Annotated in this window: 25 protein-coding genes, 2 other RNA genes and 4 pseudogenes; 23 read left to right on the top strand and 8 right to left on the bottom strand. The window is 35.6% G+C overall.

The window, feature by feature from the left end; all coding sequences use genetic code 11:
- The first annotated feature begins 264 nt into the window (after positions 1-264).
- The 7 genes from BAOM_RS12285 (at position 265) to BAOM_RS24410 (ending at position 7,037) form a co-directional block, all read left to right on the top strand.
- Positions 265-783: a M15 family metallopeptidase gene (locus BAOM_RS12285; protein WP_127760508.1), complete on the top strand. Its 519-nt coding sequence runs from the start codon at positions 265-267 to the stop codon at positions 781-783.
- Positions 780-1,220 carry a peptidoglycan-binding domain-containing protein gene (locus BAOM_RS12280; RefSeq protein ID WP_127760507.1) on the top strand — a complete coding sequence of 147 codons (441 nt, stop codon included), beginning with the start codon at positions 780-782 and terminating at the stop codon, positions 1,218-1,220. Before BAOM_RS12285 ends, BAOM_RS12280 begins: the two co-directional genes overlap by 4 nt.
- 232 nt (positions 1,221-1,452) lie before the next feature.
- Complete coding sequence (locus BAOM_RS12275; RefSeq protein WP_127760506.1) at positions 1,453-2,739, top strand: D-serine ammonia-lyase; 1,287 nt, start codon at positions 1,453-1,455, stop codon at positions 2,737-2,739.
- A 22-nt stretch (positions 2,740-2,761) separates the two neighbouring features.
- The gene (locus BAOM_RS12270) at positions 2,762-4,021 is read left to right on the top strand and encodes an MFS transporter (protein WP_180319782.1); all 1,260 of its coding nucleotides are present in this window, start codon (positions 2,762-2,764) and stop codon (positions 4,019-4,021) included.
- 170 nt (positions 4,022-4,191) lie between these two features.
- Complete coding sequence (locus tag BAOM_RS12265) at positions 4,192-5,478, top strand: M48 family metallopeptidase (protein WP_127760505.1); 1,287 nt, start codon at positions 4,192-4,194, stop codon at positions 5,476-5,478.
- Between the two features lie 249 nt (positions 5,479-5,727).
- On the top strand, positions 5,728-6,258 hold the full coding sequence (locus BAOM_RS12260) for a Phr family secreted Rap phosphatase inhibitor (RefSeq protein ID WP_127760504.1): 531 nt from the start codon (positions 5,728-5,730) through the stop codon (positions 6,256-6,258).
- A 614-nt stretch (positions 6,259-6,872) separates the two neighbouring features.
- Complete coding sequence (locus BAOM_RS24410) at positions 6,873-7,037, top strand: hypothetical protein (protein WP_164853210.1); 165 nt, start codon at positions 6,873-6,875, stop codon at positions 7,035-7,037.
- A 647-nt stretch (positions 7,038-7,684) separates the two neighbouring features.
- Here BAOM_RS24410 and BAOM_RS12255 read toward each other — a convergent pair.
- Complete coding sequence (locus tag BAOM_RS12255; protein WP_127760503.1) at positions 7,685-8,191, bottom strand: hypothetical protein; 507 nt, start codon at positions 8,189-8,191, stop codon at positions 7,685-7,687.
- Between the two features lie 233 nt (positions 8,192-8,424).
- On the opposite strand from BAOM_RS12255, the gene BAOM_RS12250 reads away from it, so the two are divergent.
- On the top strand, positions 8,425-9,429 hold the full coding sequence (locus tag BAOM_RS12250; protein WP_127760502.1) for a macro domain-containing protein: 1,005 nt from the start codon (positions 8,425-8,427) through the stop codon (positions 9,427-9,429).
- A gap of 77 nt (positions 9,430-9,506) precedes the next feature.
- On the top strand, positions 9,507-10,160 hold the full coding sequence (locus BAOM_RS12245) for a vWA domain-containing protein (RefSeq protein ID WP_127762552.1): 654 nt from the start codon (positions 9,507-9,509) through the stop codon (positions 10,158-10,160).
- A gap of 405 nt (positions 10,161-10,565) precedes the next feature.
- On the opposite strand, the gene BAOM_RS12240 is transcribed toward BAOM_RS12245, so the two are convergent.
- Positions 10,566-11,117, bottom strand: a complete 552-nt coding sequence (locus tag BAOM_RS12240; protein WP_127760501.1) for a hypothetical protein — start codon at positions 11,115-11,117, stop codon at positions 10,566-10,568.
- A gap of 372 nt (positions 11,118-11,489) precedes the next feature.
- Here BAOM_RS12240 and glnA point away from each other — a divergent pair, with 372 nt between their 5' ends.
- Positions 11,490-12,854: a type I glutamate--ammonia ligase gene (gene glnA / locus BAOM_RS12235; RefSeq protein WP_127760500.1), complete on the top strand. Its 1,365-nt coding sequence runs from the start codon at positions 11,490-11,492 to the stop codon at positions 12,852-12,854.
- 118 nt (positions 12,855-12,972) lie between these two features.
- On the opposite strand, the gene BAOM_RS25050 is transcribed toward glnA, so the two are convergent.
- Positions 12,973-13,230 (bottom strand): tyrosine-type recombinase/integrase, encoded by a 258-nt coding sequence (locus tag BAOM_RS25050; RefSeq protein ID WP_252282405.1) that lies wholly within the window; start codon positions 13,228-13,230, stop codon positions 12,973-12,975.
- A gap of 469 nt (positions 13,231-13,699) precedes the next feature.
- On the opposite strand from BAOM_RS25050, the gene BAOM_RS24405 reads away from it, so the two are divergent.
- The 3 genes and pseudogenes from BAOM_RS24405 to BAOM_RS12215 form a co-directional block, all read left to right on the top strand.
- Positions 13,700-13,843: a hypothetical protein gene (locus tag BAOM_RS24405; protein ID WP_164853209.1), complete on the top strand. Its 144-nt coding sequence runs from the start codon at positions 13,700-13,702 to the stop codon at positions 13,841-13,843.
- On the top strand, positions 13,840-14,025 hold the full coding sequence (locus tag BAOM_RS12220; protein WP_127760499.1) for a hypothetical protein: 186 nt from the start codon (positions 13,840-13,842) through the stop codon (positions 14,023-14,025). The genes BAOM_RS24405 and BAOM_RS12220 overlap by 4 nt, the downstream gene beginning before the upstream one ends.
- A gap of 1 nt (position 14,026) precedes the next feature.
- Positions 14,027-14,441: pseudogene (locus BAOM_RS12215) on the top strand (ERCC4 domain-containing protein); the annotation flags it as partial.
- 179 nt (positions 14,442-14,620) lie between these two features.
- Here BAOM_RS12215 and BAOM_RS12210 read toward each other — a convergent pair.
- Positions 14,621-14,809 carry a hypothetical protein gene (locus BAOM_RS12210; protein ID WP_127760498.1) on the bottom strand — a complete coding sequence of 63 codons (189 nt, stop codon included), beginning with the start codon at positions 14,807-14,809 and terminating at the stop codon, positions 14,621-14,623.
- Positions 14,810-15,299: 490 nt separating this feature from the next.
- On the opposite strand from BAOM_RS12210, the pseudogene BAOM_RS12205 reads away from it, so the two are divergent.
- The 6 genes and pseudogenes from BAOM_RS12205 (at position 15,300) to BAOM_RS25520 (ending at position 19,051) form a co-directional block, all read left to right on the top strand.
- Positions 15,300-15,722: pseudogene (locus BAOM_RS12205) on the top strand (hypothetical protein).
- Positions 15,723-15,845: 123 nt separating this feature from the next.
- Positions 15,846-16,031 (top strand): annotated as a pseudogene (locus BAOM_RS12195) (terminase large subunit domain-containing protein); the annotation flags it as partial.
- A 297-nt stretch (positions 16,032-16,328) separates the two neighbouring features.
- On the top strand, positions 16,329-16,664 hold the full coding sequence (locus BAOM_RS25620) for an N-acetylmuramoyl-L-alanine amidase CwlD (protein WP_127760497.1): 336 nt from the start codon (positions 16,329-16,331) through the stop codon (positions 16,662-16,664).
- A gap of 114 nt (positions 16,665-16,778) precedes the next feature.
- Positions 16,779-17,657: an acyltransferase gene (locus BAOM_RS12185; RefSeq protein ID WP_164853208.1), complete on the top strand. Its 879-nt coding sequence runs from the start codon at positions 16,779-16,781 to the stop codon at positions 17,655-17,657.
- A 356-nt stretch (positions 17,658-18,013) separates the two neighbouring features.
- The gene (locus BAOM_RS12180) at positions 18,014-18,706 is read left to right on the top strand and encodes an N-acetylmuramoyl-L-alanine amidase family protein (RefSeq protein WP_127762551.1); all 693 of its coding nucleotides are present in this window, start codon (positions 18,014-18,016) and stop codon (positions 18,704-18,706) included.
- Between the two features lie 237 nt (positions 18,707-18,943).
- Positions 18,944-19,051: an IS3 family transposase gene (locus BAOM_RS25520; RefSeq protein ID WP_127762550.1), complete on the top strand. Its 108-nt coding sequence runs from the start codon at positions 18,944-18,946 to the stop codon at positions 19,049-19,051.
- Positions 19,052-19,187: 136 nt separating this feature from the next.
- Here the strand turns inward: BAOM_RS25520 and BAOM_RS12170 are convergent, their stop codons facing one another.
- Entirely contained in the window at positions 19,188-19,562 is a 375-nt protein-coding gene (locus BAOM_RS12170; RefSeq protein ID WP_127760495.1) for a PH domain-containing protein, read from the bottom strand.
- Positions 19,563-19,927: 365 nt separating this feature from the next.
- Here BAOM_RS12170 and BAOM_RS12165 point away from each other — a divergent pair.
- From BAOM_RS12165 to BAOM_RS12155, 3 genes and pseudogenes are all read left to right on the top strand, one after another.
- Positions 19,928-20,107 (top strand): annotated as a pseudogene (locus BAOM_RS12165) (IS1595 family transposase); the annotation flags it as partial.
- 241 nt (positions 20,108-20,348) lie between these two features.
- The gene (locus BAOM_RS12160) at positions 20,349-20,738 is read left to right on the top strand and encodes a YybH family protein (RefSeq protein WP_127760494.1); all 390 of its coding nucleotides are present in this window, start codon (positions 20,349-20,351) and stop codon (positions 20,736-20,738) included.
- A gap of 184 nt (positions 20,739-20,922) precedes the next feature.
- The gene (locus BAOM_RS12155) at positions 20,923-21,135 is read left to right on the top strand and encodes a DUF2187 family protein (RefSeq protein WP_127760493.1); all 213 of its coding nucleotides are present in this window, start codon (positions 20,923-20,925) and stop codon (positions 21,133-21,135) included.
- A gap of 117 nt (positions 21,136-21,252) precedes the next feature.
- Here the strand turns inward: BAOM_RS12155 and ffs are convergent.
- Together ffs and rnpB are read right to left on the bottom strand one after the other, a co-directional pair.
- Positions 21,253-21,518: signal recognition particle sRNA large type (gene ffs, locus BAOM_RS12150), an RNA gene on the bottom strand.
- 159 nt (positions 21,519-21,677) lie between these two features.
- Positions 21,678-22,068: RNase P RNA component class B (rnpB, locus tag BAOM_RS12145), an RNA gene on the bottom strand.
- Positions 22,069-22,351: 283 nt separating this feature from the next.
- Between rnpB and BAOM_RS12140 the strand changes: the two genes are divergently transcribed.
- On the top strand, positions 22,352-23,113 hold the full coding sequence (locus tag BAOM_RS12140; protein WP_127760492.1) for an enoyl-CoA hydratase/isomerase family protein: 762 nt from the start codon (positions 22,352-22,354) through the stop codon (positions 23,111-23,113).
- 259 nt (positions 23,114-23,372) lie between these two features.
- Here the strand turns inward: BAOM_RS12140 and BAOM_RS12135 are convergent, their stop codons facing one another.
- The gene (locus tag BAOM_RS12135) at positions 23,373-23,807 is read right to left on the bottom strand and encodes a DoxX family protein (RefSeq protein ID WP_127762549.1); all 435 of its coding nucleotides are present in this window, start codon (positions 23,805-23,807) and stop codon (positions 23,373-23,375) included.
- Positions 23,808-23,852: the final 45 nt, after the last annotated feature.

Raw genomic sequence — 23,852 nt, 5'->3', positions numbered from 1 at the left:
AGTACATACATTTATTATATAGAATCAGTTGAGCAACTTTCAAAAAAAGCCTTAGTGGGTTTGCTAGTAACTTATGATTCTTTTATGGCCAACAATAAAGTTGGCTTTTTCTATTGCACTTATTATCAATAAAAAATACATACATAAGCAAAGAAAAAGTTTGAAACAAGTTATCCAGCTAGGTAATCGCCAAATTAACTTTACTAGTTAGATATACAAACAAGTCTAAGGAATGAAACATATAAAAAATAGGAGGTGATTTAAATGCCAGTATCGCTACAAACTTTATTATACGGATCTGTTAAAAATATGGGGAGCGGTATCCATCCGGTTGTAAAAGAATCCGCACTTGAAATGATTAAACGGGCATATGAAGAAGGGATTTATGTACAAATCAGTGCGGGTTATCGTTCTATGGAGGAACAAGCAAAGTTATATGGTCAAGGGCGCCTAGGATATAGTTATAACGGAAAAAATTATAGTAATATGTCTAAACCAAAAGTAACAAATGCTAAGCCTGGTCAGTCCTATCACAACTTTGGAGTGGCCATCGATTATTTCATTTCAAGCGATGATGGAAGACGAGCATTGTGGACAGTGAATGACCAATGGAGAAGGGTTGCAGAAATTGGGAAAGAATTAGGTTTTGATTGGGGAGGGGATTGGAAAAACTTCAAGGATTACCCACACCTTGAAATGGCAGGAGGCCTATCTTACTCTCAGTTACAATCCGGAAAACGCCCTAGTCTAACCTCTAAAGTGGGTGGGACGAAAGAAAAGTGAAATCGGAAGTCATCAAGAAGGAACCACTCTTTAAAAATAATGGAGATCCAATCATTAAAGCGATTCAGAAAACATTAAATAGTCGATATAATGCTAAATTAGATGTAGATGGTTTGTATAAAACTAAAATGAAAACAGCGCTTATAAAAGGATTACAAACTGAACTTAATAAACAATTTAAGGTTGGGTTAGATGTAGATGGTAAATGGGGAACAAAAACGAAAGCAGCTGTTCGTAATGTACGTAAAGGGACAAAAGGAAATATCACGTATATTGTACAAGCCATGTTATATATCAAAGCCTATAATCCAAAAGGCGTAGACGGACATTTTGGAGACGGTACAGAAAGTGCAGTGCGAGCATTTCAACGTGCGAATCGATTAGATGTAGATGGAATAGTTGGTAAGACTACTTTTGCAAAACTATTTGGATCATGATGCAATTAGCTTACTATTTGATTTAGATTGAGCACATTTTAGAATGTTTAGATGAAACTCAATCATGATGATTGAGTTTTTTTTCTTTATAAGGTGCAGACATCTGTTTATGGATTAGACTTGAATTTTACGTACAAAGTTCATTTTTTCGTTATAATAAAACGGAGGAAAGGAATTTAACAGAGATAGAGGATTTATAGAAAGAAAAATTTATACAGATAAGGAGATTTATATGGAGAAAAAAATAATTCCACAGTTAACAGATCTCATTGCGACAAAAGAGGTGTTTTGGACTAATCCAAACTATGCACAACAGACGGTGCCCGGGGAAAAGGTGATAGATGCGGAAGCTCGTCTTAAACGATTTGCTCCGTATATTGCAAACGTTTTTCCTGAAACAAAAGAAGCGAGTGGTATCATTGAATCGCCTCTTGTAAAGATACACCATATGCAGAGATATTTAGAGAATACATACAACGCGGTAATAGAAGGGCGTTTACTATTAAAATGTGATAGTCATTTACCGATTTCTGGTTCAATCAAAGCGAGAGGCGGTATTTATGAGGTTCTAAAATATGCTGAGAGCATTGCGATAGAACATAAACTTCTGAGAGAGACAGATGATTACGCAAAGCTTACTCACGAAACATTCCGATCCTTATTTTCGCAATATTCCATTGCCGTCGGTTCAACGGGGAATTTAGGACTAAGTATTGGAATTATTAGTAGAATGCTAGGCTTTCAAGTGACCGTTCATATGTCACAAGATGCGAAGCAATGGAAGAAAGATAAGCTTACTAGCCTTGGTGCAATTGTAAAAGAATATGCAGATGATTATAGTAAAGCGGTTGAAGCTGGGAGGCAGGAAGCAGAGCAAAATGAGAACTGTCATTTTATTGACGATGAAAATTCAGAAGATTTGTTCTATGGCTATGCAACAGCGGCTTTACGCTTAGAGCAACAATTGAAGGAACAAGGCATTGTTGTCGATTCAGATCATCCGTTATTTGTCTATTTACCATGCGGTGTTGGTGGAGGACCTGGCGGCATTACTTACGGATTAAAGCTCATTTTTGGAGAAGCCGTTCATTGTTTTTTTGCTGAACCAACGCATTCCCCTTGTATGGTGCTAGGTCTCATGACAGGCAAGTTTGATCAAATTTCGGTACAGGATGTAGGGATTGATAATCGAACAGAGGCAGATGGACTTGCAGTTGGAAGAGCATCGAAATTGGTTTGTGAGAAGATGAGTGATTTGTTAAGCGGAAGTTATACGATTGAAGATGAGCGCTTGTTTCACTTATTAAAAGCGATGGCTGAGACAGAAAATTACCAATTAGAACCATCTGCACTAGCTGGTGCGTATGGACCCATCCAACTTAGTCAAACGCTGGAAGGCCAGAAGTATCTGAAAAACCATCATCTAGAAGATAAGATGGCACAAGCGACACATATTATTTGGGCGACAGGCGGCAGTATGGTGCCGAAAGATATGATGGATGAATATCTAGCAAAATAATGAATAGGAAGAAGGATAACCGGTGAGAACAAGACATCATATTCATTATGCGTGGATTATACTCGCTGTCACGTTTATCGGGATTTTGGCAGCGCAAGGCGTACGATACACGTATGGGGCTTTTATGGAGCCTTGGGAAACAACTTTTACAACGAACCGTACAACGACTTCAGCGATCTCCTTTATTAGCTTTATCGTATTTGCCATTTTTCAACCGATTGTTGGAAAGATGATTGATCAATATGGCATCAAAAGAGTATTTTACATGAGCACACTCATCATTGGTTTTGCGGTTTTGCTTAGTTTTTTTGCGACAGAGCTTTGGCAAATGTTTATTTTGTACGGAATTGTCGCTTCGATTGGATTTGGCGGTGCTTCAGGTGTCACAGCAACGGTTGCTGTGACAACCTGGTTTCAGAAAAAAAGAGGGTTAGCACTTGGAATTAATGAAGCGGGATTTGGTGCCGGACAAATGATTATTGTCCCAAGTTCGCTTCTGCTTATTGATGCTGTTGGTTGGAGATGGACGGTTTGTATCATTGGTCTGTTTTTAATTTGTATTGTTAGTCCATTACTTGCTTGGTTGTTAAAATCTGACCCCTTTAAAGCAGGAATGGAGCCGTTTGGTTATGAAAAAAATCAAGAAGAAAAGCAGGAAGAAAAGCCAGTCGTACAAACAAAATCGAAAGCGGATCGTCGCTTCTGGTTTTTATTAATTCCGTTTGCCATTTGCGGTTTTACAACAACGGGATTAATGGACACACATTTAATCCCCTTTGCGCAAGCCTGTGGATTTTCAGCGCCTGTAACAAGTGCTGCGGTTAGTACGCTTGCTGCTTTTAATGTCATTGGAACGCTTGTTTCCGGCATATTAGCTGATCGCTTTAATAATAAAAACATATTAGTAGTCTTATATTTTACAAGAGCGATTACGGTGGCGTTTTTAGTATTCGCTGCGAGCGGGTCAGGGCTCGTCCTATTTATTGAATATCCAATACTGTTATTTATTTTTGCGATTTCCTTTGGATTAGTTGATTTTGCGACCGTTGCACCAACGGTTAAATTGCTTTCGGAATATTTTGAAGGCCAATCTGTCGGCCTGCTTTCGGGGTGGTTATTTATGAGTCATCAACTTGGCTCAGCCTTAGGTTCGTATATTCCTGGCATTTTGTTCGACCAAACGGGGAATTATCAGCAATCCTTTATCATGGCCTTTGTATTGTTAGTCATTGCAGGGGTGTTGAGTGCTCGTTTGCCTCAAGTTACAGTGAAGAGAGATTGATCAAAAATATTCCTGGGTTTTTTCAGTATTTCTATATGTTGTATTTAGTGCTATAGGACTATTTGTATGGAGAATGAGGGTTTATTTTGATTGACAACTTGTGTTTTGAAAATCTCCCATTTATTCTAAAATGGTTGTTTAAAAGATAGAGAGGGGTATGATTTACAGAAATGAATGAAGAGTTACAGAAGAATTTAGTACATAATAAAGAAAATATTTATTTTGGATTGGTCTTACTTGTAAGTATATTATGTTATATTACATTGGCTTTTTCTATTATAGGTATTGTGATTATCCTTGTTCTTGCTCTTATTTCTTATTTTTTTCATGCCATTAGTATAGCACAGATCCGTCGAAATGCAGTGAGAATTTCCCCACAGCAATTTCCGGAAATATATGAAAAAGCGGAGAAACTGTCAGCTGAAATGGGACTGGAAAAGGTTCCAGCTATGTATGTTATGGAAAGTATGGGAATGCTGAATGCGTTTGCCACCCGTTTTTTCGGTAAGAATATGGTTGTTGTGTATTCGGAAATATTTGATTTAATTGAAAGTGACAAAGAAGATGAGATGCTGTTCGTGTTAGCACATGAATTTGCACATTTGAAGAGAAGACATGTTTTAGTACATTTCTTGATCTTACCAGCGATGTGGATGCCTTTTTTAGGTGAAGCATATATGAGAGCTTGTGAGTATACATGTGATCGTTACGCTGCTTTTTATATAAAAAATATGGAAGCAGCCCAAAATGCTTTAACCATTCTAGCAATAGGAAAACAATTGCATTATCGTGTGAATCAAGAAGCATTCATGTCTCAACTTGAGGAGGAAAAAGGATTTTTCACATGGCTAAGTGAAAAACTGTCTACTCATCCTGATCTCCCTAAAAGAATGAATGGTCTATATCACTGGCAAAATCCTCATGAATATACACTATTTAAAGAGAGAAAACGAAATGTCGTTCTTGGATTGTTCTTGACTCTTGGCATTTTTCCAGCACTATTATTTGGTATATTTTATGCTGTGAATAAAGCGGATCAATTCCTAAGTGAATATGCTTGGAATGATGATGCATCGGAATATGAGGTGGAAAATGTTACGGAATTAATGGATGCTGCAAGTGTAAACGATCTCGATACGATGAAAAAAGAAATAGATAGTGGAGCGGACGTGAATGCGAAAGATAGTGATGATTCAACGGCCATTCATTATGCTGTCTATAATGATTCTCATGAAGCAGCCGAACTACTAGTTCAATCAGGAAGTAATCTTGATGCAAAAGATTACTATGGCGATACACCACTTATGATTGCTGCCATGAATGGAAATTCTGACATTGTAGAACTTCTCATAAAAAGTGGGGCTAACAAGGAAACCAAAAATGAAGAAGGATATACGGCTTATGAATATGCCGAAGAAAATGGCGATAAAGAAATCATGAAACTCCTAGCCAAATAAATCGATGTTTATGAATTGTGATCAAAAATACTGAATTTCTTATTTTGAGGGAAGTTCAGCATTTTTTTTGATGGTATGAAGAATGATATAAGTAGATATCTTTAATTTACACTCGAGTTTATGGCAAATTTTTAAAATGAATCTTTGAAGAAATTTTTGTTAAATTATGTTAAAATTAATTTAAAATATAGATTGGAGGTTTTTTAGTCCGCTCACGTTGAATCTCTTTATGGATAGGGGATAGAAAAGATGAAAAAATTTGCAGTTATCGTATTATCGGTCATTGTATTTGGTATATTAAGTACCGGAGTTACAGCAAACACTACCTCACAGAATTTATCAGATGCAAATGCGATAAAAATAGCAAATAACGCTAGCATTCATTTTTGGAACGCGTTACACGGATATAAAAACACCTCATGTTTACAAAAGACATTTACTTATAAAGGCACACAGTATTCTTATCTTTGTAAAGAATTTAATACAAAAGACAAACTCGTTAAATACTTATCAGAAACATTTACCAATAGTGCGATACAAAAAGGTTTAAAAGATTATAGATATATTACGTATAAAGGAAAATTAGCTAGGCCTGTCGGCGATGGCTTCGGCATGTTGGAATGGAAGAAAGCAAAAGTAAAATTAATTGATAAAAAACAAAACGTTCGTTCATACAAATTCACTGTACCTACTGTTGATGGTGGTAGTGTGAAACGTACGGTTACTTTCTACAAATCAGGATCGAAGTGGAAAGTAAACAAGTTTGATGCAGTTCAATAAATGAAATCCTCTTAAAAAGGCGATACTCATAAAGACAAAAAGGCGATTTTCCGCTCAGTAATGAATGGAAAATCGCCTCTTCATTATGTTCTTTTTGTTGGCTGCTAGAGACTATTTAGTTTTTCGTTGATATGTAGATAGTACTACTCTTCCCACTAAAAATAGAGATCTTCAAATTTCTGCACCAGTTCCGATTTTTTGTTTTCCCTTTTCTCCTCGACTAAAGGATTTTGGCAGGTATAGTCTTGTTACCAAGCCGAGCATACTAAAAATGGGAATTAAGTTAGCTCGGCTTGGTTCTAGCTATTATACCTGCCAAACCGTTGGATCTCTCGTCCTTAGTTTGATTTTTAAACGGATTGGTTGACGTTTTAAAGAACCAGCTTCGCACCTCAAAATAAGAGGGGACATCACCTGTCTTTTATAGCCATTAAGCTCGTCGTTTTTCCCTTTTAGATAACCATATCCAAGGGGGATTTTTATAGTAAAAGGAAAGAACATCTGAATTAATGAAAGTTGATTTACGAACAATATTTATGGAATACTTTTTCCCTTGTGTCAAAAGATAAATAGGAAAATTACTTTAATAAATGAATTGCAAAGGAGGGGGTTTCATGAAGAAAAAGGGAAGTAATGAACCTGCTATGTTAAGTGAGGATTGGGATACAGATCCTTCTGCAAGTGACAATGAATCATTTGAGATTGAAATGATGCAGAATGATTCAATAGAAGTACCTGGTACAAAGAGGGGAGATTCAAAAGAAAAAACAAATGAGTAACTCTAAAACAACTTCTTTCTATATATTTATTCGGTTGGAGTGTGTTTTGATTGATCTTTTCTTCAAAACACACTCTCTCTTTTTGTTCGTTTATCAAGGTTAATAGTATCAATCTGATCAGCTTTCTTTGCTTCAAGGACGCTGCTGAATTGCACCTGCTCGCTCGTTCCCTCAAGGTTACGATTTGATTCAACATTTATAATTATTAAATAGGAAACCGTATATCTAAAATGGTGGTTTCGTTTTTTTATATTATTTTGACTCTATATACTTATTCTAAATTTGCATGTGAAATTGTAACTCAAAAAATCAACGGGGCTGTCCGCAACACTCTTCCTCTTTTTAAACTCCTCTTAATTAGCTATGATTGGAAGTATAGTGAAAAAGATGTTTTGTAGGGAAGGGGAAGGTGCCATGCCATTAGAAATCGTTCGCAATGATATTACAAAGATGAAGGTGGATGCAAGGTTAGAGAAGCTGTGACGAACAGTGCACTGTTCGTAAAACGTACGGTTACTTTCTGCAAATCAGGGTCGAAGTGGAAAGTAAACAAGTTCGATGCGGTTCAATAAATTAAATTATTGAAAAAAGCAAGGTCACAATTAGACCTTGCTTTTTTCAACGTATCTCGCATGAAAGCAGCTTTTTTATTTTAAAATAATTCGTCCTTGTACATCTGTTCTTTTCTTAACCGTTACATATTTAGTTTTACCTGTTTTTGACTTTCTGCCATCGATGCTTACCCATTGTACCATTTTTACTTTATATGTTTTATATTGATATCTAGTTTGAAATACCCCTGTTTTTCCTTTTGGAATACTTCTAGATACTGAGGTAGATAGTGTTTTTTCTTTAGAGAACCCTGCTTCTAAACCTACTTCTACTGCTTTAACTGGTATTCCAGCACTTCCAGTAATTGAGAAGCTGCTTTTTGTAGTATAGCTTTTTTTCATAGTGCCAGGCCCAACAATCGTTCCTTTATGGCTTGTCCAACTACCATAAGACGTAGATTGATAACTTGGTGTTCCACTTTGCATCCAATAAAAATATGATGCTTCGTTACCGCTTAATGCCTGGGATTGAGAAGGGTAAAATAACAATGCCGTTACTGCTAATAAAAGGGCTGTTACATATGAATATAATTTCCTTTTCACCAAAACTACCTCCATTTTTTAAATGATATGTAAAAGAATATTTATGAATTTTTGTAAAATTCATAGTGAAAATATTATATTAATATTTTTTTGGAATCAATAGGGAAAATATCCTAAAAGTACCTTAGTATTAGAGTGAAAGGACTATTTTTGGAGTCTTTTTAAAACTCCCTTAATTAGCTATGATTGGAAGTATAGTGAAAAAGATGTTTTGTAGGGAAGGGGAAGGTACTATGCCATTAGAAATCGTTCGCAATGATATTACAAAGATGAAGGTAGATGCGATTGTAAATGCCGCGAATACAGCACTGAAAATAGGTGGTGGTGTATGTGGTGCTATATTTCGTGCAGCGGGTGTCAGCGAGTTGCAAGAAGCATGCGATAAAATCGGTGAGTGCCAGGTTGGAGAAGCTGTTATTACCGATGGGTTTAAATTGGATGCAAAGTTTATCATTCATACACCGGGACCTATTTGGCAAGGTGGTTCAAATCAAGAAGCAACTCTGTTAAAGGCAGCTTACTATAACTCTTTGGAACTAGCAAAGAATTATCAGTGTGAATCTATAGCTTTTCCATTGATTTCGACTGGCATATATGGTTATCCAAAAGAGGAAGCATTGCAAATTGCGGTTTCCACTATCAGTTCATTTTTATTAAATTATGACATGCTCGTTTATCTAGTTGTTTTTGATAAACAATCTTTCGGTTTAAGCAAGAAATTGTTTACCTCCATTCATCAATATATTGACGAGCATTATGTAGAAGAAGTAGAAAGCACGTTTAATCGTATTAGAAGAGAAGAACGATATGCAATGGACCAATTGCAGGAAGTTGAAATTTTTCAGCAGGACCTACACGAAGAAGCAAACGATTCTTTAGTAAACCTGTTGAACCAACTCGAGGAATCTTTTTCCGAGCGGCTGCTTCGTTTAATTGATGAAAAAGGAATGACGGATGTTGAGACGTATAAAAGGGCGAATATTGACCGCCGATTATTCTCAAAAATTCGGAATGGAGTCGATTATACTCCAAAGAAGAAAACCGCTATTGCCTTTGCCATTGCTTTAAAATTGAATTTAGAGGAAACGGTGGAGTTGCTAACTACTGCTGGTTATACCTTGTCACGTAGTAGTAAATTTGATGTCATTATTGAGTTCTTTATTCAACAAGATAACTATAATATTCATGAAATCAATGAAGCCTTATTTGCTTTTGATCAACCATTACTCGGTGCTTAAAATGTCGCTTTCAAAGCGACCATTTCTTATCAAATCATTGTTATCCTAAGTTTATCAATGAACGGAGGATGACGATGATGAAAAGGAATTTAACAGAATTAGTTTTTATTTTAGATAAAAGCGGCTCCATGGCAGGACTTGAAACAGATACAATTGGTGGTTTTAATGCGATGCTTAGGAAACAACAAAAAGCTGAAGGAGAAGCCTTTGTCACTACCGTATTGTTCGATCACCTTTACGAATTATTGCATGACCGAATAAATGTAAAAGGCATATCTCCTATTACTGAAGAAGATTATGAAGTAGGGGGGACTACTGCCTTATTAGATGCTATTGGTTTCACCATTCAAAAAATAATTAATGTACAAAAGAGAACAAGCGAGGATGAACGTGCAGAAAAGGTACTATTCGTTATTACAACGGATGGAATGGAAAATGCTAGCCGTGAATACACAACGAATAAAATTAAAAAAATGGTGCAGCATCAAAAAGCGGAATATGGCTGGGAATTTATGTTCCTTGGAGCCAATATCGATGCCATCTCAACTGCTGCACAATTTGGAATCGATGAGGACTTCGCAGTTGAATACCATGCTGACCATATAGGAACGCAATTAAATTATGAAGCGGTGAATGAGGCTGTGGTAAACCTCCGAAGTGGCAAAAAGATTAATCGAAGCTGGAAAGAAGGAATCGAAAGAGATTATAATCGGCGTTCAAGGAATGAATAAAATGTGATTTTCGGGGAAGTAAAACTACCTTTTCATGTCCCTGAAAAATTTTGAATAGCCAATTTTAAAAATTAAAATACTACCATAAAGGAATTTAATATTTTAGTATAGAGCTCTTCTCGTTTCTTAGAGAAGGGCCATTATTGTTTACTGCATGAGAAACATAAGATTTAGGTAACTTTTTAATACCGCCAATAATATATGGTCTCCAGATTTGAGTTGTAAATCATCATTCGTTTTTTAGTATGGCTCTGAAACAATAATGTTGATATTTAAGATATAAAAAAAATAGACCATCATTTTTGATGGTCTTATTTAACTAAAGCACCCTTCGTTCAACAAGCCTTGATATTTCTCGAACAAAGCTATGTATAATTTTAGTATTGAAATGTAGTTTGACTTAATTTATTTGAATAATAAATCCAAATCATTATGCAACTGACTCGTCTTTATTTCACTATATTCATCCCCTATTTCCTCTAATGAATAGGTCTTTTTGTTAAGTAAATAGTTTTTTAATTTCAAGAATGTACTTAGAGGGAACTCATGGTCCCAATTTTCTTTATATCCCACAACTCCATGTTTTTTAATTAAAGAATCCACTTCCAAAATGATTACCTCCAATAAGGAATCATAAGGACATTCTGTATTGATATCTACTATATCTTCATCTTCTTCCTTACCATCATATGTGACTATAACATGTAACATCCCATTAGTTTTTAATGTGAAATTCCAAGTTGTAATACTAGGTTCTGCGTTCCACTCACAACTTGTATTTGTTGTTAACCCATCCCCTTTTGAAACGCAATCAGCATTTAGATACATAAGTGCATTAAGTAAATCACCTAAGCAGTCTCTTACATAAGTGATTCCATCAAATGATGACCTTTGAGAATTTATTTCTATAAATCCATCCACAACCCAACGAGTAAAAAACTTATATTCAAACTTCATGTAATAATTCCACCTCTACACTCTTTTTGTCCATTTTACACAGTTTTCTGTTAAACCGCTTACGTTAGTTCAATAAGAAAATCAACATTGTTCTTTAACAGTGTCTTTAGTATAAATACAAATATTATTTAATGTCATTTAAAACAAAAACCCTTAAATATATTTCTATTAATATTTGCTCGATTTTTTTATTAATGAGCTTTCATAATTGTCGTTTGAAGTAAAACAAACTTTTATTATTAACTAGGATAAATTAAAAATTAATAAACTAGCATAAATATTCAAAAAATAGTTGTCAAATCATATAGATTAAAATATAATCAAATTATCGAATGATATAAAATATAACATGTATATGAGAGGTAGGGCAACATGACTAAAACACTTATTGCAAATATAACGACAGAGACTGCAGTTTTAGAACAAATTAAAGAGACAATTAAAGAAAAAAGTGTTGAACTACTACACTTACAATTTGTAGATATTGAAGGGATCTTAAAGCATATCACGGTAACATCTGAACAATTAGAAGATGTAGTAGAAGGTAAGATGATGTTTGATGGTTCTTCTATTACAGGTTTTTCACCTATTAATAAATCAGATCTATATCTACAACCAGATTTAGCTACATTTGCTGTTCTTCCTTGGACGGTAGAAGAAGGGTATTCGGAGGCACGATTCTTATGCTCTGTAAAAAACCCAGATGGAACTCTTTTTGAGGGAGATACAAGAAATGTACTAAAGAAAACAATGGAACGTGCAGCTGATAAAGGTTTTACGATTTCAGTAGGACCTGAGTTAGAGTTTTTCCTATTTAAAACGGATGAAAACGGTTATGCAACTCGAGAACTTGGCGATAAAGCAGGCTATTTCGAACCATCACCACATGATCTTGGAGAACGTGTTCGTTTAGAAATCTACCGTGCTTTAAAAGCGATAGGCTTTACGATTGAAGCATCTCATCATGAGGTAGCAGAAGGGCAACATGAACTTAGCTTTAAATATGCAGATGCACTAACTGCAGCAGACCGATCAACTACGTATAAATGGGTCGTGAAGACCGTTGCAAAGAAATTCGGACTGCATGCTACATTTATGCCAAAGCCAGTATTCGGAATCAACGGTTCTGGTATGCACGTAAATATGTCATTCTTTGAAGGCAGCGAAAATGCATTCTTTGATCCTTCAGATGAGTTGCAATTATCCGAAAAAGCGTATCAATTTATTGCAGGGGTACTAGAAAACGTGAAGAGCTTTGCGGCAGTAACAAATCCGTTAGTAAACTCTTATAAACGCTTAGTTCCAGGCTATGAAGCACCTTGTTACCTTGCTTGGTCTGCTTCTAACCGTTCAGCACTTATTCGTATTCCAGCGAAAAAAGGTCTTGCGACACGTGTGGAATTGCGCTGTCCAGATCCATCAGCTAACCCTTACTTAACGTTCGCAGTCATTGCTTCTGCAGGTTTAGATGGAATCGAAAAAGGGTTAGAAGCACCAGCTCCGATTAATGAAGATATCTTCCATATGACAGAAGAAAGAAAAGCGGAACTCGGAATTGACAACTTACCTGGTAGCTTAAAGGAAGCAATCAGTGAATTAGAATCAAGCGAATTTGCTTATAAAGCATTAGGCGATCACGTATATAACGAATATGTTTCTATGAAAAAAGCAGAATGGGATAGCTACCGCACAGCTGTTCATTCATGGGAAATCGAAAACTATCAATCTAAATTCTAAACTATTCAAAGCCTTGATATCTCTGGTATCGGGGCTTTTTTTATGTCGGGCGATTCGAATAGTTTTCCGCCTATTTTTTTGAGTGCCCGATTTTTGCCCGATTTTATTTAAAAAGTGATTATTTGAGTATGTTTTTCATATACTCTTCGTATTTGTCCATTCTATCCATTTCGATTGTTTTACTTATATGCGAATACACATCAGAAGTGATTTGAATGCTACTATGACCTAATCGTTCTTGGACATATTTCATATCTGCCCTGGCTTCCAGAAGTAAAACCGCGTGTGTATGTCTCAAAGAATGAATAGGTAAAGAAGGAAGCCCACACTTTTTGAGAATTTTAGAAAAGGCATTAAATAAACTTGTTTTAGGCATGTAATTGCCATCATTGCAGCATAGAACTAAATTTAAGTTGTGGTGATAATTCTCTTTCAGAGAGAGTTTATTTTGATTTTGATATTTCTTCTGAAAATGTAACTCACTAGCAAGAGTTTAGCTAATCGTAACGACTCTCACAGAATTAGCTGTTTTGGTACTGATAAACATTTCGTTAGGGTTGTTAGTAGCAGCTTCCCCTTTTCGCATTCCTGTTTCAATCAACACTTTAAAGAAAATCCAATAAATATATCCATATTGATAGGATTCTTTTAAAAAGTGCGAGATATGTTCAGATTCAATGAATTGTATTTCTCTTTTATTTTTTTTCTCCTTTAATTTCTACACCATTACACGGATTTTTAGAAACTTTTCCAAGTGTTACAGCCTTTTCGAATGCATTGTGCATGGTACTGTGTACAATCTTGACCGTTTCCCGACTTAATCGTTCCCCAAGATGGTTATGGAATTGACTATTGAACTTTCATATAACGGATGGAATAAAGTATCGGAGCCAATTTGCAACTATGAGAATAAAGTAATAGATAAATTATCTAAAGAAATTTTTGAACGAGCGATGGTTTATTTCAAGAAAGGAGTAGTGATGGGATGAAAGGATTTATAGAAGTATTCGAAAAATGTTATCATTCTTCGCGTTTAATAAATGTAAATAAAATCATATCTGTTTTAGATGATCAAATCTTTGTTGAATATCCAACAGGTGTAGAAATAATTAGACATGAAGGGACTTATGAGGAAATTAAACAAAAAATTCAAGAAGCTATGGAGTCCTAATATGAACACTATCCATTACAGATACTCAGACACAGGATTCAAAACAATCCTGAACACATTAGAAATTATTGTGGATACCAGGGAGCAGAAAAACCAGCATGTACTTGATTATTTTCGCAAAAAAAGTGCCATTCAAAATTTGAACCATGAAAACATGTGATTATTCGGCCATGATTCCTAAAAATATCGAAATGGGTATTACAAGGGATATTTATTTAACAGCAGGATTGGAACGTAAAAATGGTGTCGATGAGCTTGTGGAAAGCATCAAAGACCGTACTCGTTTTGAAAATGAATTAATACGTGCTTCTAAAAATCCATTCGTCTTGATTGTGGAAGACCTGGAAGGCTATCAGAAAATATTGAATGGTATGTATCGAAGTAAGTATGATCCGAAAGCTTTGTTAGGCAGCTTAAACGGGCAAACATTAACAAGGACAAAACTATCAAACATTTAAGACGGATGATCAAGTCTCTGAAAGATGAAATGGCTAAAGAGAAAAAGCCTCACTATAAAAATGGTCGTCGTGGAAGTAGGTTCAATGGCTAAGTAGACACATGGTGCACGGTAAAAAAGCCAATTGGAATTTCTCGATTAGCTTTTGATTTTTAGTTTTTCACTAGTTACAATACCTGCATTGAAAATCGCTGCGACCATAATAAAGAAAAAAAGAATTTGTATTGTTGAGTTAGCTTTCCAAAATCCTAAAAAATTCATGAACACAAGAATTACAAATAAAATCGCTGTAACGATAGTTATAAAAAATCGTACGTTAAGAGTCATTTTTCTCCTCCTTGTATGTAAACTACATTTATATAAAGGTTAACATAAATGAGGGGAGATTTTAAAACCATTAATTGGTTTTATTACTGCACATTTCGTAGAAACAGTGGGCCAAAACTATATGGTAAAGGGGTTTGAAACACTTATTGAGAAAGCGAAGAATGGATTATGCAATTTATAAAGGCGAAGATTTAATATTCATTGGAAAAACGGATGAATGTGCGAAATATCTAGGAGTTAAACCGAAAACTGTTTGGTAGAAAGTTTAGAGAACGCACGAAAACAAACATAAATCAAAATACAACATAGTTGCTATCGAGGTTGATTAACAAACAGCCCATTAAAACTCGCCAATAACTAAATTCGACACGTTTTGACATATATAGACAGGATGGAATAGGGGTAAATTCAAGAGTTTTTACAACCTGAATACAATTGGTCTATTAAACTATAAAACGCCTTAGAAGGGCATTTAAAGGAGAATATGAAAATGGCAAAAATCCAACTGAATGTATTATTTAAAAAAATCAAAAGATGATAAAAAAGAGGTTTTAGTGTTCCATGTTGTAAGTAATGAATTATCGCATGTTGATGAGCTTTTAAAAAAGCCTGGTTCTATCACTCTTATTACTGTGGAAGAAAGCGAAGTTGGAGCTGAATTCGTATCAATCCAACGTGATAATAAGAAAATTGTTTTAAAGTTTAACATCAAACGTGATACAGAAGGTAAAGTAAACAAACTCTACCCGTTTGCCGGAACTAATTTTCTCTTGGTTTATAACCATCTCAAATGAGCATTGAGGAGTTTTATGAAGATCCACATGAAGGTGTGGAGTATACCATCGATAACAACGGAGAAGTAAGTGTTCCTCCTGGACAACTAGATATGGAGGATGCAGCAGTCAAACATTAATCTTTTTGCCCTGGGTTGCGGCTCAGGGTGTTCCTGAGAAATGGGGGATATGATGAGCTTTGAATTACCTGAATTAGATAGAAAAGCGAAACAAACAGCTGTAGAAGCTGAATTGGAGAAATATTCGCAAGCTTAGTTTTGCAGCCGTGGCAACATTTTGTCATTGGTTCCCTGTATGGTTGGTTCCATAAAGATACAGGTTATAGGCGCTTTCGTGAGGGCCTTATTTTTATTGGTCGAAAAAACGGAAAAACCACTATGATTTCGGTTTTATCCAATTTTGCTGTATCTAAGGATAACGAGCCAGGATTTAATTATACATTTTGATTTATTTTGCTGAGGGCATTTATTGAATCGCGATATTAAACGGGGTTTATAAGGACTTTGAATTGTTTTTATGTTGGAGAATGAAAACCGTACAGCTGTTCATTCATGGGAAATCGAAAACTATCAATCTAAATTTTAAACTATTCAAAGCCTTGATATCTCTGATATCGGGGCTTTTTTTATGTAATTTTCAAATTTATTCATTGTGCTTTCTTCAATCTTTTTACTATAGATGAGCAAATTTTTAATCTGTTTTTAAAAGAGGACGGTTATGCTTTTTTGTTTGGAGGTTGTTTACCACAACAAAAGAATCTACAAGTTTTAAGAACAACGAATATGCTAGCTTTACTGACGGAAAGCCTTTGTATTTCTAATCCTAATGAAGCTGCTATTTTGAAAAAGGTCGCATTTATTGAAGATATCGCCCAAGGACATGTTAATGGTTCGGTTAAATGTTTTAGTCTAAAAAAGAAAAAAGTGGACGAAAATCAATATCACACAGTCATAAAAGGTGATACCGTACCAAAGCTTGCTAAAGAGTACGGCAGCAAACCAAAAGCTGGAACAAACTTGATGATGACTATACCATTAAGATTGGCCAGGAGTTGCGTGTGAAGGGACCAATATGCTAGTATCGAATACAGCTTTCTATTATTGCGATATATCTCTTTTTTAAATTTCTTCTTAGATAAACACGTTTTTAACATTTTGAAAGTGGGTATGAACAGCATGGAAACTATTTCTGAAATATCACAGAAACCGAAAACGGATAATGAAATACTTTTTATAGGAAATACTGAAGATGAGATTTCGTTTGTAAATAGCAAAATCAATTTTGTTGGTAAAGGAAATCGGTTAATTATTGAACGTGGAGCCAAAATTCAAAATGCAACGCTAAATTTTAATCGTAACAACTCGCTCATCATCATTGGGAAATCAAATCATAATGCAACGATGAGCGTCAGTGTTTGGAATGATAATACATTTTTCCTTGGTCGCAACTATTCATTTAATGGAGCAGCGAGATTTATTCTCTCTGAGCAAAAGAATCTGTTCATCGGTCATGATAATATGTTTTCAAGTGGTGTAGTCGTTCGTTTGGCAGACCCACATTTAATGTACGATGGAACAACTCGAAAACGGATTAACCCAACAAAGAGTGTGTACTTAGGTGACCACATTTGGATTGGGCAGGACGTCATGATTCTAAAAGGAGTAGAAGTTGGTACAGGTTCAATTTTAGGTGCAAAGTCGCTCGTGACAAAATCGCTCCCATCAAATGTAGCAGTTGCGGGAAGTCCTGCACGTGTGGTGCGGAAAAATGTTTTTTGGGCACGTCCGTCTGTCCATGCATATACTGAAAAAGAAACGATGGATTCACAAGAGTTTCCAGATGGGCGTTTTGTTTATACGCCAAAAGGCTCGACAGAAAAACATTTTGCAAAAATTGAAGAAAAGCTAAATGCCGCAACTTCTGTAGAGGAGAAGACTGCTATATTAACACCTTATCTTGATGTAACAAGTAAGAATCGTTTCTTTCTTCCGGTGCCTCCTGAGAACAAGAAAACATTTCTCGATCGAATCTTTCGCAAAGGAAGCAAGGAGTAAAATAAATTTATCCCCCAAAATAAATCTATAATCTTGTTTTTTGTATGTTAGAGAATGAAAACCGCACGGCTGTTCATTTATGGGAAATTGAAAACTATCAATCTCAATTTTACACTATTCAAAGTCTTGATATTTCTAGTATCAGGGCTTTTTTTAATGTTGGGCGATTATGCTTTTTTGTTTGTTTGAATATTGTTTAGTACAATGAAAAATAACAAAGAGCGTGAAGATAAATATTAAGAAGCCATCGATAAGAACTAATCGGTTATTGGAGCGCAAGCCCAGGTATTTTCTTCTTTAGTTAAGGATGTTTCTGAAATTAAACAAATGATTATAGATGAAAGGGGGAATAAATGATGGTTAGAATTTTTATTGATGCAGGTCATGGTGGGAAAGATTCAGGAGCAGTTGGAAATGGATTGCTCGAAAAGGATTTAACCTTGAGGATTGCTAAACGAGTAAAACAATTATTAGCGGCATATGAAAACGTAGAAGTGAAAATGAGCCGTACAAAAGATACTTATCCGTCTTTGTTAGAACGTACTAAAGCCGCAAATGTATGGGGAGCAGACTTTTTCCTATCTATTCACATTAATGCTGGCGGCGGTGTTGGTTATGAGGATTTTGTGTATCCGGGTAGTTCTAAATCTATTGCTTACCAAAATGTGATTCATTCAGAAATTGTGAAGCAGATTGATATGAAAGACCGTGGAAAAAAACAAGGAAATTTGCATGTGCTTCGTGAGTCTAATATGCCCGCAATTCTTACAGAGTGTGGTTTTATTGATAATAAAGATGATGCGGCTAAATTAAAGGGTGAAGATTTCATTGAAGCAATTGCTAAAGGCCATGTAAATGGATTGGTTAAAGCATTCGATTTGAAAGAGCAGAAGGATGATGAAGATTGTGAATACTGTATAGTTCTAAAAGGTGATACAGTATCAAAACTGGCTAAAAAGTATGATACAACTATTGCGAAAATCAAAAGTTGGAACCAGCTTGATGACAAGTACACGATTCGAATTGATCAAAAGTTACGTGTGAAGTAAAATGAAGTCCTTCTTCATGATGGGAGAGGGCTTATATCCGCACTAATGCCATATAGGTTAGATGTTTTCGTAAGCCCCTCCGTGAAATAGGCTCTTATATCTTTTCTAGCACTCATGGCAATAAAGCCAACGTATGCAAGTAAGCCTGCTCTCGATATATAGCCAATATAATCAAGCAGAAATGTCACGTGCTGGAAGGTGTATTGATAATGGAGAGATGGAATTTTTTAGAGAACCATCAAATGTGAAAAATCTTATTTACATAAGTATGATACTTTCGAAGAACTTTGTCTGGCTGTGGATGAGTATATACAATTCTATAATCATGATCGATTACAAAAATGACTAAACGGCCTTAGTCCTATGGGGTATAGGGCTAAAGTCGTTTAAATCATTTTTATTATTTCCACTGTCTACTTGACAGGGGGCAGTTCACTTTTTTGAGTAGGGGTTTGTTTTACATTGTCTATAAATAGTATTTTTATTGATACTTTTCATAAACAAGTTGCGGACAACGTTTTAAGATTGCTGTTCTTATCTGTTTAGGGCTCCCTACTTGTACCACAATTTTATCATATTCATATTCTTCTAAATCAAGGACAACGACTTGATTCGTGTCGTTATAGGATAAAAAGTATTTCTGTCCTTTGTACAGGAACCGCCCTGCTTTGTAACCTTTTGGAATAGAAGTGCCGAATAGTCGCAAGGCATTCCAATGTAATTTGAAATTTCCGGCTTGGACATTTTTTATAGAGCTATATGGTATCTTCAATTCCTGCTTCAATCCTGCAAGGGCAGTTAGGCCTGAAAATTTAATAATTAATTCATTTTCCTTAAATATTATACTTCGACTCATGATTTTCCTCCTAATTTGTAATAATAAAGTTATTCAACAGTTCGACTAAATTTCCTTCTAATTCGACTAAATTTCCCTCGTTAGCTGCATAAATCGACTCCGTTTTGTGTGAGAAGCTCTTTGAATCTACTCCCTAAAGGCAAAAAACTAATTATACTTGCTTATCATCATTATTTTAGCAAACAGAAATACTGGGTCTTTCGAATTTATTTTAGGTTTACTTGCTTTCAAAGTTAAAAAATATAATTGTGCTGTTCCTGAAAAAATATCTAAATGATAGGCTCTGTTAAAGATAAATGTTGATATATGATGCCACTCTGAACTTTAATATAATCAATATAAGAACTAATATTTAGGGGAGGGGGGTGAGCAAAGCGTTTAGTAACTTGTTAAAATATATTGACAAATTACCACACACCAAAAAAGAACAAGTATATCAATGGATTAAACGCTATGTTGAGCTTTTTTTCTCTGTTGGTGGTCGTTTAATCAATGAAATGAAGGAAACTCGCTTCAAGGAAGGGTTCAAGTGTCTCCATTGTTCATAATTAGTTTTAAACTTTTCAATAAAAAAGTGCTTGTCACAGATACGTGGAGAGCCTAAAAAACCTATGCAAAGGAAAAAGGTTTAGAAACTTATGATAGCCTACGATTTTCTAAATTCAATGTGTAGTCCTTATTCAAAGGTTCTGATCAGCACAATCGGGAGTAATAATAAAAAGGTAGTTTAACAGATGTTTGTGATGTGAAATTTAGCCAAGATACTATTTGTGGGAGGAATATTTTATGGAACACGAATTAAAAGAGCTAATTAAAAAGTGTGACCTTGCAATAAAGCAAGAAGATTTTGATACATTGATGAACTACTATACAGCTGATGCAATTTTAGTGATAAAGCCTGGAATGATTGCACAAGGCAAAGAGGAAATCAAAAAAGCATTTATTGCAATTGCAAAATACTTTAATAACAGTATTGTACCAACACAAGGAGAAATGATTATTTTAGAAGCAGGAGATACTGCTTTAGTTTTATCTCAAACGCTACTTGATGCTGATAAAGAGGATTCGGAATATTCAATGGATAGAAGGGCAACATACGTGTTTAAGAAGAATCCACAAGGCGAATGGCTTTGTGCAATTGATAACTCATATGGTACAGAATTAATCAATAAATAGGCTTCAAAAGGATGGGGAATCTTTGATAAATAGGTTCCCCTTAATTTTATGCAATATCAACATTAAAGTTTATCAGAGCCAAATGATAAAAAAATACATATGGGGAAGGATAAGCTTATAAATAAAGCTCATCAACTTATTAGTGCAATAAAAGGAGTATTCCCTTAATAAAGGAGGAAATAAAATGACAGAAGACAAAACAGTAGGTAAGAGTGAAATTAAAAAGGCGAAGGAAGGAGAAACTATTCAAGTAATAAAAGGTGAACAGAAAGGTAAGAAGGGAGAAGTTTTAACAGTGCGGGAAAATTCTGTGATTGTCAAAGTTGGGACAAAACCACAAACAGATGAACCGATAAAAATAGTGGTTAATCATAAAAATTATAAATGTATAAAATAAAGCAGCAAGTATAGTATCCATTGAATTTAACATGCACTTTGTACGAATATCGAGTATGTAAAAGTCAGGGAAGTATAGTATTAAACGATTTGACAATCATTACATATTAATTAAACACCGTGCACCTATCATTGATAGAAACAACCAAGCGTTACTTATGGAAGCTAGCTCTAATTAGGCTGCCCCACGGCACATCGAAATCACTACTTATGGCTGCTTCCTTCCAGACCTGACCAATTTCGTAGGTTTCCATTGCGTAGGACCCAATTGTCAACACTGCTTTCACAAGGCAGACCTCACATGTTCCTACCTCAAATAGGAGTTCAACCCCGCTACGGCGGATTGCGGGTTACAGGGCACCGCCAACTCCCCATCTAGCACGGTATGTATGAGCTAGACTATATTCTATGTGAATAAACGGCACACTCGAAGGGATTTATCCCTAGTTGACCGATTATCTTATTTCTAATAAGAGCTACAACCGAACGATAATGGTTATTGCTATTTAGCATAAGCGCATTGATGAATTCGGCTCATGAAATGGCTATAAGCCAGGTTTTGTTCCTGTGTGCTAATAACGATGCCAATCTCGCACAACCAGGTGCAGTCATATAACTATTGATTTGTTCAATCAATCCATCCTTTTAGTTCGTTATTCCCGCTGGATGGTGCCCCTACCTAAATTTGGGTTGCTCGCTCTTGGGGTTTACCTCGTTCCACTTCTTCCGTTTCCAGAAGAATTCGTCACTGTGGCACTTTAAGGTTACTCTCAGCATATCCTTTTTGGACTTAGCATGATTTCTCCGCCGTCAGCAGATACGAAGTCTGCTGCCCACCTTTACAGATGGCAAGAACACTCCGGGCATCTCAGCGCCGGGCGAGCCTGGACTTTCCTCAACTCATGTAAACCATGAGCCGCGACTACTCACCATTTCATGTTTAGTTGTTCATCAACTACGAGACTAAATGTATCATAAATAAACAGAAGACGTCATTAGTATACTTGTACCAGTGGTGGGATATTGAGGATAGTAAATCTTTTCATGAAAACATTATCGCTTTATTGTACGTTTAGTTATATGTTTAGGATTTTTATATAAAATGTTGACTTTCTAGAAAAAAAGAATTTTGATATAAATAGTAATAATATTCCATAAGTGGGTTTTTTCTTTGTGGCAAATAGTACTAGAATATTTCAAGGGGGAGAAGAGCGTTCATGAGTCAAAAATTATTGTTTGAAAGAGAAGGAAATATTGAATGGATTACTTTAAACAACCCTGCTAAAGCAAACTGCTTATCGAGAGATATGCTAATAGATCTTATTGAACATTTGCAAATGTTAAAGAATAATGAACAAGTAAGCGTTGTCATTATAACTGGCAGCGGAGAGAAATCATTTTCAGCAGGAATGGATGTCAATGAATTTGTAGGTCTAACTCCACAAACTGGATATGAACTTATTTCTTTATTAAAGCAGGTCTGTGAACTGGTTCGTAAAATTCCACAAGCTGTAGTTGTAGCTATAAATGGCTACTGTATAGGCGGGGCAATGGAAATTGCAATGGCAGCTGATATTCGAGTAGCTGCCAAGGATTCAGTTTTTATTATGCCGGAGATAAAGTTAGGTATTCCATCTGTTTTAGATTCTGTTTTGCTCCAGCAGCACATTGGGCTAAGCCGTGCAAAAGAGATGCTGCTTACAGGTGACGCTGTCAGCGCAGTGGAAATAAATCAGTTTGGTTTTTTGAATGCACTGGTAGAATTATCTGAATTGAAAGCAACTGCTGAATCTTTTGCACGCAGAATTGCTGTAAATCATAGAGTTACTATCAAACAGCAAAAAGTCCTTTTTGAAACGTGGCAGAATACTTCACTCGATACTGCGATTCAAGATAGTATGAACCAATTTGCTTTATCGTTTAGTACGGGGGTTCCTCAGGAAAAAATAGCAGAGTTTTTTGCTGCAAAACAAAAATAATTCCCAGAATAATTTTGAAAACTTTGATTGGGTGTAGTGATTACTTTCTGCCAAATGGACAAGATTCTGTAAGGTTATTTTAAAATTAAGTCGTATTGATTTTTACTAGTTTAAGGAATATTAGATCCGCTCATTAAAGTGCTTTTTAGATATTCTCGAGTAGTATTAAGGGGAGTGTAACAATATAAAGAGCTAAAAAGGTCCCAAGTGATTTCACTTCACTTGGGACGGAAATAAGGTCGCGTTTACGATTTTGTTTTTAATTGATCCCTTTTCTAGTGTCGTCAGGGATGGTTTGTGTAGAAAATAACTTTATTTGTGGCAGTTTGGAATCTAATGCTAATAGTGAGCTTCCGTTTAAGAGTAGTTGGATAGCGATGATTAGTAGAGCAACATCAAACTCGAATCCTCCCAGAAAGCCACTGTCTAGCTTCACGAATAAGATCGCACCCAGCATGATACACGCCATTAAACCAGCAAAGATTCTTGTCCCAAAACCTAAAATTAACGCAATCCCGCCCACTAATTCAATGGTCGCAACAATATAGGCTAAAAAACTAGGCAACCCCATGGCAGGAAACCCCGCCGCAACATTTTCAACACCGCCCTGGAATTTATCCAACCCATGCATAAAGAAGGTAAATCCTAGTATTAGCCTTAATAAAAGTGAACCGATTTCTTGAGTATTTTTCATCATTCATTCTCCTCTCAATAAATTATTACACTACATTATGTAGTG

Origin of the sequence: Peribacillus asahii (assembly GCF_004006295.1) — a bacterium.
Classification (GTDB): Bacteria; Bacillota; Bacilli; order Bacillales; family DSM-1321; genus Peribacillus; species Peribacillus asahii_A.
The sequence above is the reverse complement of the archived record's forward strand: the minus strand, read 5'-3'. Positions and strand labels throughout refer to the sequence as shown.